At 66.7% G+C, this 8,887-nt stretch carries 7 protein-coding genes and 2 pseudogenes; 8 read left to right on the forward strand and 1 reads right to left on the reverse strand.

What is annotated here, in order from left to right; all coding sequences use genetic code 11:
- Positions 1-109: 109 nt before the first annotated feature.
- The 5 genes and pseudogenes from IG74_RS0143330 to IG74_RS0143350 form a co-directional block, all read left to right on the forward strand.
- Positions 110-1,261 (forward strand): annotated as a pseudogene (locus IG74_RS0143330) (FAD-dependent monooxygenase); the annotation flags it as partial.
- A complete protein-coding gene (locus IG74_RS0143335) occupies positions 1,258-2,055 on the forward strand; it encodes a class II aldolase/adducin family protein (RefSeq protein WP_037827202.1) in 798 nt (265 codons plus the stop codon). The pseudogene IG74_RS0143330 and the gene IG74_RS0143335, both read left to right, overlap by 4 nt.
- Entirely contained in the window at positions 2,052-3,236 is a 1,185-nt protein-coding gene (locus IG74_RS0143340; RefSeq protein WP_030689038.1) for a cytochrome P450, read from the forward strand. The genes IG74_RS0143335 and IG74_RS0143340 overlap by 4 nt, the downstream gene beginning before the upstream one ends.
- A complete protein-coding gene (locus IG74_RS0143345) occupies positions 3,233-3,661 on the forward strand; it encodes a PPOX class F420-dependent oxidoreductase (RefSeq protein WP_030689040.1) in 429 nt (142 codons plus the stop codon). The genes IG74_RS0143340 and IG74_RS0143345 overlap by 4 nt, the downstream gene beginning before the upstream one ends.
- Positions 3,662-3,919: 258 nt before the next feature.
- Positions 3,920-4,915: a methyltransferase gene (locus IG74_RS0143350; protein ID WP_030689042.1), complete on the forward strand. Its 996-nt coding sequence runs from the start codon at positions 3,920-3,922 to the stop codon at positions 4,913-4,915.
- Between the two features lie 870 nt (positions 4,916-5,785).
- On the opposite strand, the gene IG74_RS48505 is transcribed toward IG74_RS0143350, so the two are convergent.
- A complete protein-coding gene (locus IG74_RS48505; RefSeq protein WP_158858070.1) occupies positions 5,786-6,073 on the reverse strand; it encodes a hypothetical protein in 288 nt (95 codons plus the stop codon).
- Between the two features lie 665 nt (positions 6,074-6,738).
- Between IG74_RS48505 and IG74_RS54925 the strand changes: the two are divergent.
- The 3 genes and pseudogenes from IG74_RS54925 to IG74_RS0143370 form a co-directional block, all read left to right on the forward strand.
- Positions 6,739-7,041, forward strand: a pseudogene (locus IG74_RS54925) (MFS transporter); the annotation flags it as partial.
- 110 nt (positions 7,042-7,151) lie between these two features.
- Positions 7,152-7,439 carry a hypothetical protein gene (locus IG74_RS53965; RefSeq protein ID WP_030689046.1) on the forward strand — a complete coding sequence of 96 codons (288 nt, stop codon included), beginning with the start codon at positions 7,152-7,154 and terminating at the stop codon, positions 7,437-7,439.
- 720 nt (positions 7,440-8,159) lie between these two features.
- Positions 8,160-8,864, forward strand: coding sequence for a hypothetical protein (locus IG74_RS0143370; RefSeq protein ID WP_030689049.1), 705 nt, complete (start codon positions 8,160-8,162; stop codon positions 8,862-8,864).
- Positions 8,865-8,887: the final 23 nt, after the last annotated feature.

An 8,887-nucleotide genomic window follows, 5' to 3' on the forward strand; every position in this document is an offset into this window, starting at 1 on the left:
CAGCAACGCGGGCCTACTCAGTGACCTTGGTCGATCACTCGGGAAGGTACGCCCTTCACGTCCCGCCCGAGCCTGATCCACAAGTCCTGAGCATTGCTCCGGAGTAGCCGGGCTGACGTGCGCTGTCGCGTTCCTGCGAGCTGGCCTCTCGTGCCGCGTACTCGAACAGGCCTCCGACCTGCGTGCCCTTGGCGCCGGCATTCAGATTTCCCCCAATGCAGTACGCCTCCTGACAGAGCTCGGCATGGGAGATGCACTGTCCCGCGAAGCCGTGAACATCGAAGCCTTGCGATTTCTTCGGTGGAAGGACGACAGGCAACTGGCTGCTCTTCCGCTGGGCCGTCGCGGGCTCGAAGAGTTCGGCGCCCCCTACTACACGCTGCATCGCGCTGACCTGCACCGCGTGCTGCGTGACCAGCTCCCCGAGGAGACTCTGCAGTTGGGAGCCGCGTGCGCGGGCGTCAAAGAGCCCGGCGACCGTGGTGTCCACCTCGCTCTCGCCGACGGCTCGGTCAGCGAGGCCGATGTGGCTGTGGGCGCCGACGGTATTCACTCCACCGTCCGGACGGTTCTGGCAGGAGACGCCCCGCACTACACCGGGCACGTCATCTATCGTGGCCTGATCGACGCTGGCAAGCTCCCGGCCAGCTTCGATGAGCCGGTGGTCAGAGTGTGGATGGGCCCGGGCAGGCACGTGGTGGCCTACCCAGTAGAAGCCGGCAGGCGGTTCTACTTCGGCGCGATCGCCCAGCTGCCGCACTGGCATGCACCCGAGTGGACGGTGCCCGCCGACCGGCCCACGATGACAGCTCCGTACGGCGACTGGAGCCCTGCAGTGCGGCAGATGATGGAGACGGCCCACGAGATCACCAGTTGGGCGTTGTTCGACAGACCGATGCTGCCCTCTTGGCCGGGACGGCACATCACCCTGATCGGCGATGCGGCGCACTCCATGCTTCCGTTCATGGCACAGGCGGCTAACCAGGCAGTCGAAGACGCGATCGTTCTCGCTGCGTGTCTGCGCACCGCCCGTGCCAAGAATCATGCACAGGCGCTGCGCCGTTACGAACAGCTGCGCCAACCCAGAATCGACCGGATTCACCGACTGTCCAGGGCCAACGCAGACACCTTCCACCTGGCAGACGGCCCCCGGCAACAAGCCCGGGACGCTTCTCTGCCGGCCCGGTGGACGACGCAGAACCTGCGCTGGCTCTACGGATACGACGCCGGCCACCTTGACCGCAGGAAGGTTGCGCCATGACCGATACCACTCCGATTCCGGTGCAGCCGGCAGCCCTCCAGCCACCGCTGCCCGAACTCTTCCGGCAGCCACCCGTCTTCGACGACTCCGCGGACGAGCGCCGCCACCGCAAGGAACGGCTGGCCGCCGTGCTCCGCTTGTTCGGGCGGTTCGGCTACGAGGAAGGTCTGGCCGGACATGTCACCGTCGTCGACCCCATGCAGCCCGGCACCTACTGGGCCAACCCCATGGGGGCGCCCTTCGAGCACATCACCGTCGACGATCTGGTCCTGGTCGATGAGAAGGGAACACTCATCGAGGGCGAACACCCCATCAACCTGGGCGCGTTCAACATTCACATCCAGATCCACCTGGCCCGGCCCGACGTGATCTGCGTGGTGCACACCCACTCCATCCACGGCCGGGCCTTCTCTGCCCTCGGCGTCCCACTCGCCCCCATCACCCAGGACGCCTGCCCGTTCTTCGAGGACCACGCCCTCTTCGAGGACTACACCGGCATCGTGCTGGACGGCAGCGACGGCCGACGTATCGCGGCGGCCCTCGGCCGCCGCAAGGCGGTTATCCTGCGCAACCACGATTTGATCACTGTAGCCGAAACCGTTGACGCGGCCGCCTGGTGGTTCATCGCGATGGACCGCTGCTGCCATGCGCAACTCCTGGCCCTGGCCGCAGGCCCGCTCTGCCTCATCCCCGACGAGGTGGCTCGCCTCACCCACGACCAGATCGGCAATCACCTCATCGGCTGGAACAGCTTCCAACCCCTCTATCGCAGTATCGCCGGAGACGGCACATGACCACTCTCGGCCCGATGCCCTGTGCGGACGCTCTTCTCACCGACGCCGAGGGGCCCATCTGGCAGCGCTTCGCCGCGCTCCCCCGACACCACCGTGCCGTGCGTCTGAACGATTCCGTCGTTCTGCTCGAACACGCTGACGGCCGCGCGGTCCTCACCAGCCGTGACTACTCCCAGGGCATCCTCAACGACCTTCAGCGCGCCCACATCGACCCCCGCTACATCGCCCGGCGTCGGCGCTCGCTCCTCCACTTGGAAGAACCCGCCCACAGCCAGCACCGCAGATACGCTGCCCGCAGTTTCAAGCCTGCGGCCGTCGACCGGCTGCGCCCTCTCATGCGCCGCACGGTCGCCCGCCTCCTGCCCGCCACCGCCCAACCCGTCTTCGACGCGGTCACTCAGCTCACGGACCGCTATCCCATCCCCATCATCAGCGCAGCCCTGGGCCTGCCCGATCAAGACGCCGACTTCCTCTCCCGCACCGCCCACGCCTGGACACACGCCCTGTTCGACCCCACCGCTGTCCCTGCCGGCCTGGCTGCCCACGAACGCCTCGACGCACACGTCACCCGGCTCTTCCGCGGTCCGCCTGCACCCGAAGGAACCCTTCTGGCCGACCTGCGTGCCCCTTCACATCCGCTCACCCCACCGGAACGCATCGCGCTGATCACTGCCGTCCTCATGGCCGGAATCGACACCCCCCGCCTGCAACTGGCTAGCGGGCTCGAACTGCTGGCCCGCCACCCTCAGCATTGGCGCACCTTGCGCGCACACCCCGAACGCATCCCACAAGCCGTCGACGAGATCATCCGCCTGACGCCGGCTATCAGCCTCCTGCGTCGCACCGCCAGCGTCGACACCAGCCTCGCTGGGCTCCCGCTGCGCCAGGGAACCCGAATCATCTTGTGTATCCCCGCCATGAACCGAGCCCCTGGTCTCTACCACCAGCCTGGAGTCTTCGACATCGCCAGAAATGCCGGAACCGGCCTCAGCTTCGGCGCAGGTGCCCACTACTGCCTTGGCGCACGCCTCGCCCACGCCATGCTCGAAGAAGCCATCACCGTGCTCACCCATCGCCTAGCCACTATCACTCCTGCTGCCCCGCCCATTTGGCACCCGCCCCTAGCCCTCCAAGGCCCCGCCCACCTTCCCTTGGCCTGCACCCGCGAAGGAGCCCCATGACCCGCCCCATGACCGAACCGGAATGGCGCGCTTTCCTGGCCGCCCCGGCACGTACCGCGAAAATCTCCACCTGCCCCCAAGACGGCCGCCCCCACGTCGTGCCCGTCTGGTACGTGCCCGATGGCGAGGACCTGCTGTTCTTCACCGGCAAGCACAGCGTCAAGGGACGCGCTCTGAGCCTCGACAAGCGCATCGCCGTCTGCGTCGACGATGACCAGCCGCCCTTCGCTTTCGTCCTGCTCCAAGGTCACGTCACCCTCAGCGAAGACCTCACCGAACTCTCCGACGCCATCCGCCGTCTCGCCACCCGCTACGTAGGCCCCGACCGTGCAGAGGAATTCGTCCAACGCAATGCTGTCCCTGGCGAATACCTCGTACGGGTCCACATCGACAAGGTCACCGCTCTGACCCAGCTCACCGCCTGACCACAGCCCTTAGCGCTCCACTGGGGACTCTTCCACTCCCGCTGGTCAAAGGCCCAGAGCGAGCCGGGCCGCTGCGGGCCCGCACAGACACGGAGCTGACCGGACGGCCAAAGGGCTCGCAGTCACGCACGACACGAAGCGCCCAGTTGCGACGAGCCCGCTCTGAGCGAACCCGCGGGCTCACGACACCTCCTGGAGGACCCCGTGACACAGCCCTCACCGATCACTAACCAGCCCTCAGTGTCTCCCATTCCGCTGATGCAGATGGCCGCCGGGTTCTGGGTCTCCAAGACCCTGGCCTCGGCCGTCGAGCTGGGACTGTTCCCGGCGTTGGCCGACCACCCCGCGGACAAGAACACCCTTGCCACCGCACTCGGCCTCAAACCGCGCCCCGCGGAGGTCCTGCTGACCGCCTGCACGGCACTGGGACTGCTGGACAAGACGGGTGACCTATACCGCAACTCGCCGATGACCCAGGCATACCTACTGCCGGACAAGCCGCACTACTTCGGTGGCGTCGTACGCTTCTGCGACGAGCGGGAGTACGTGGCGTGGGACCGGCTGCCGCAGGCCCTGCGCACCAACCGGCCCATCACCTGGGACCCGGACTCACACGAGTCGCCCTTCGCGGACCTCGAGCCGGAGATGATCGACCTGATCTGGCGGGGAATGCATTCACTGTCGGCCTCCACCGCCGCCGTCCTCGCCACCACCTGCGACTTCAGCCCCTACCGAAGGATCCTGGACGTGGGCGGCGGCTCGGGAGCGTATCTGATCGAACTGTGCAAGCGCCACGCCCACTTGACCGGGACTGTGTACGACCTGCCGCCCGCATGCGAGATCGCGAAGCAGAACATCGCATCCGCCAGCCTGGACAAGACCATCGCCACCGCAAGCGGCGACTTCCAACGCGACGCCGAACTGCCGGGCGGACACGACCTGATCCTCCTCAGCATGATTCTCCACGACTGGGACGAGGCGACAGGACGCATGCTGCTGCGCAAGTGCCGAGATGCCCTTCCACCCGGCGGGGCAGTCATGATTAGCGAACTCCTGGTCAACCCGGAACGCACCGGCCCCTTGGACGCCGCCCTCATGGGAATGAACATGCTGGCCGAGACAACAGGCGGCCGGAACTACGCAGAAGACGAGTACCTGGCATGGCTCAAGGACGCGGGGTTCGACGAGCCGGAGATCATCCGCTTCGAAGCCGCCGGGGCCAACGGGGTGGTGATCGGACGGCGTCCAGTCTGAGACAGCCCTGGCCGGGCACCTCACAAATGGTCATCTCTGCGAGTTCTGCGACAGCGGCCGAAGCGATCACGTTTCCGCAGGTCGCCGTTCGCAGAAGTCCTCTCAGAACTCGGGTGTTCTGCGAGACACCTTCTGCAACACTGATCGCGTGGATCTGACACCCGATCAAGCCGCAGACGCGGTAGAACGCAACGACTGCCCCAAGTGCGAGGTCCCTGCGGAGAGTCCGCGCCGTACCCGCGGCAGCAAGACCGCTGTCAATTTCCGAAGTCGTCTGCTCGGATGACCGGAGCCGGCTGCACGTGGCGATCGGCGGGCCAAGTGTGCAAGGGCCAGCGATGCCTATCGTCTTGTGATCATCGTCGAGTGGCTGTGACGGGGTGAGAACTTCAGGATACATCGACGGGAACTGATTCTTCTTTCTGCAGCCAGGAGCCCGCAGGAGCTGATGATCGTAGCGACTGGACCGCGAGGACCATGCGACGTGCCCGTAAGTGTAGTCCTGTAGCATGACGGCGTATCGCTGTACGGCGTCGATTTCTTCCGACCCATAGCCCAGTTGGGCCATCCAGTGCGGAATCTCATTCTGAATTTCGAGGAACAGGAAGGTTATTCAAAGCGATTTGATCATGGTGTGGTCCAGGTGCGGTGGAGTTCGAGTTGGATGACGGTGTCGAGGGTTTCGGGGAAGCGGTCGGGGGGACCGCGGTAGTCCTCGGCGAGGGCCTTCCGGTTCTTCAGGTGGCCGATGCAGCGCTCGGCGGGGGACTGGATGGCGGAGTGGGCCCGGTTGCTGTCCCGCTCTACGTCGGTGAGTGAACGGTGGAGGGTCTTCTTGTACGGGGTCAGCAGCCCGGTGCCCTGGCAGCCCTAGTCGCCGGGGCCGGGATGTCTGCCGGCCGTGGCCTCCGGCCCGGAGGCCGTGTACGCGTAGGAATCATGCCGGGCGCCGGGCAGAGGCCTGCCGGCGGCGCGGAGCCGGCCCTGCAGGTCCGACATCACCTGCACGTTGTGGCCCGTGCGGCGGTGCTTGGCGCAGAACAGCCGCTCAGCAGCCTTCCCGTCCCAGCGCGGGGCGGGGAACCCGTCGGCCAGGACCGGCTCGCCGCGCGGCAGCCGGGCGATCCCGGACCTCAGCCGCTGGAGACTGTCGCGCACCACCGGCCGCGTACCGGGAGACCGTCGGCTGCGAGCAGCCGAACAGCCCCCGGCCATCTCCTGGACCGCATCGTGCCGCAGCAGGAAACACAGCAGGACGACCGCTCTCCACAACGGCAGCACCCGCGGCCGCCCCAGGACCTGGCCCCAGTCCGGGAGCCGACCCTCCACCCTCCCGACCAGCAGACCCAGCTGATGCGGACTCAAACCGGCACTACGGTGGAACGACATCGGTCCCCCCCCCGAACGAGCGCGTGGGAGCCGGCACTTCGCACGCTACGCCGAAGGGGCCGATCACGCATTCACCGATCAACTCCCCCAAGACCTACCGACTTTTGAATGACCTTCCTGATCTGCGGAAACACAGGATGAAAACAGCTCAATGAAGGCTAGAATTAAAGAAGCATATGCTGGTTGCGCCGATGCCATCTGCCCTGCCGCAATGGTCAACAGTAGTTCTGAATTTGCGCCCAGGGTGCTGCGGATGACCCGTGCGCGCTTCCGTTTTCTTTTCCTTTTCTTCGCGGGGAGGGTTCGTGATTGCTGTGCACACGCATGGGTGGCGGCGCTTACGTGTCACGCGCTCCGCCCGCGCCGCCTGTGCGCAGTGCCGGCCGCCCGCGGTGCGGCGGGATGAACAGCGGTGGGACGAGCGGCTGTTGCGGGTGGCATTCATCATCTCCAGCAGCGGGGACTGGATATTCCGCTTCGCCTTGCCCGTCCTGGTGCTCCGGTTGACGGGATCGGCGGTCTCGACGGCGTTGACCTATGCGGTGGAGTTCGTGCCGTTCGTGGTCATCGGACTGTTCAGCGGAGTCGTCGCCGACCGGGCCGACCGGCGGCAATTGATGATCGCCTGCGATGTCGTTTCCGCGGTGATCGTCGGCGCGATCGGAGTGCTCTGCCTGATCGACCCACCGGTTTTCCTGGTGATGGCGGCGGCCTTTCTGCTGGGCTGCGTACGGCCGTTCTCGTTCCCCGCGTTCCAGGGGTTCATCACCGAGCGGGTCGCGAAGCGCTCGCTCAGGCCCGACTCCGTCGCCGCGCTGCGCATGGTCGTGCGGGAGCGCGCCCTGCTGTGGGCCACGGTCCTGCTGACCCTGGCCAATGGTTCATCGTCGGCACGACGACGTCCACGTTCATCGTGCCGTGGCGGACCTATCGGCAGGGCGCGGTCGATCCGGAATTCCTCGGCCGGGTGGTGGGCCTGCAACGTGCCATTCCGTTCGCCGCTGTTCCGGTCAGCTCGCTGCTCGGTAGCTGGCTGGTGGTCGAGTTCGGGGTCGCGGCGTTGTTCACGACCATCGCGGTCATTCAGATTTTCGTCTGGCTCGGTACTCATTTCTCGCCATTGGGAGAACCTTGAGCCGTTTTCATCTATGTCTCGCAGGGGTGAAAGCGCTGCTCAGCAGGGTGATGTGACAAGGCAAGGCTCCTGGTCGTTGCGCTGGTGTTCTCTACGCACCGCGCTTCGTCCGAGGAGCCTCGCTTGGTCCCGTATCGTGCCACGGTCGACGTCCCCTATGAGCTGGTTGAGCATGTGTCGTGGCTCATCTACGCCCGAAGGCTTGCACGCCCTGCTGAAACCGAGCAGTGACGAAGACGAAGGGCCGCGCGGGCGCTGATCGTGCCGCGAACCGGCCGTCGCTGCACGAAGGCGGCTCATGCCGATCCGGTCTGACCGGCTTGTGCGGGCGGCAACCCTGGCGCGGGGCGCGGCGAAGGGGTGTGGGGTGGGGCCGGGTCAGGCGGGCTGGCCCGGTCCCACCACCGGGTGCGCGGCCGTGGGCCAACACGGGTGCGCGGGTCTGCCGGGACGTGAGAACCGACGCCTGTCCATGTGCCTCGGCAGCGAGAGCGGCCACGTGGTCCGATCGGAGCGTCAGCCGCTGCGCCTCCTTGCCCCTCAGCCGTGCGCCGGATGTCATCAGCGCGGGCCCCGTGAACGCCCGGCCGCGCGATGGAAGACGCCCCCGCAGCTCCCTCGCCGAGGACCGGCCAGAAGCATCATTCGCGCACGACCCCGTCCGCACGACCTCAGCAAAGCGCTCACCGTCGGGGGCCGGTCCGGCGCGGAAAAGTAGCCATGCCCCCTCAGGCCGCCCTGGCCCTCACCGAAGATCGCCGCCGCTGCACCGGCGAATCCCACCAGGCGCTCTGCACCTTCCTCACCAACCCCGGCCAGCCACTGCGCATCCCCGCAGCCCACCACCCTGAACAGGCAGAGCTGGAGACCGCAGTCTTCCTCGCCTGTTGCAAGATTGGCGGCCTCTCCCAGCACCCCCTGGGCATCGTCCACGTCCGACCCGGTGAAGACCAGCTCGCACTCCGGCTCGCCAACGAGCCCTACATCATCCACTACTGGGCCGAGTTCCTCCTCCCGCGCCTGACCGACGATGACGAGTTCTCAGACCCTCGCGACCGCATTCTCGGCGTGCCCGGCCTGCGCTACCGCCGTGAGAGAGGCGGCATCTTCCTGTACCGCCCCGGTATGCCGGCCAGCATCCTGCTCACCGGCTTCACCCCCCGCTCGTGGGACCGCATCGTCAACGGCCCCCTCGCCGACTACGACCTGCGGCTCAAGGCGGACTGGACACCCATGGAACGCGCCGCGTACGCCGCGGCCACTGCCTCGCCCACCGATCCCCCCTCGATCTACTCACCCCTGCTACGCCGCATCCGGGCGACCGCCGGGCCGGGCCCGATCAACAGCACCGGTAACTGGTTAGGTCTGTGGGGCTGGTGGGTGTGCCGGGCTGCAGGTTGGCGGTTGCCGGTGTCCCGGCGTTGAGAGGGCTCCTGGTTTGATCTTGG

This window comes from Streptomyces sp. NRRL B-1347, from assembly GCF_000720325.1.
Lineage (GTDB): Bacteria > Actinomycetota > Actinomycetes > Streptomycetales > Streptomycetaceae > Streptomyces.

What these genes read in the sequence shown, in the direction of transcription:
- IG74_RS0143370 (WP_030689049.1), top strand. Translation starts at nt 8,160, where the DNA reads ATGCCCCCTCAGGCCGCCCTGGCCCTCACCGAAGATCGCCGCCGCTGC.
- IG74_RS0143340 (WP_030689038.1), top strand. Translation starts at nt 2,052, where the DNA reads ATGACCACTCTCGGCCCGATGCCCTGTGCGGACGCTCTTCTCACCGAC.
- IG74_RS0143335 (WP_037827202.1), top strand. Translation starts at nt 1,258, where the DNA reads ATGACCGATACCACTCCGATTCCGGTGCAGCCGGCAGCCCTCCAGCCA.
- IG74_RS0143350 (WP_030689042.1), top strand. Translation starts at nt 3,920, where the DNA reads ATGCAGATGGCCGCCGGGTTCTGGGTCTCCAAGACCCTGGCCTCGGCC.
- IG74_RS0143345 (WP_030689040.1), top strand. Translation starts at nt 3,233, where the DNA reads ATGACCCGCCCCATGACCGAACCGGAATGGCGCGCTTTCCTGGCCGCC.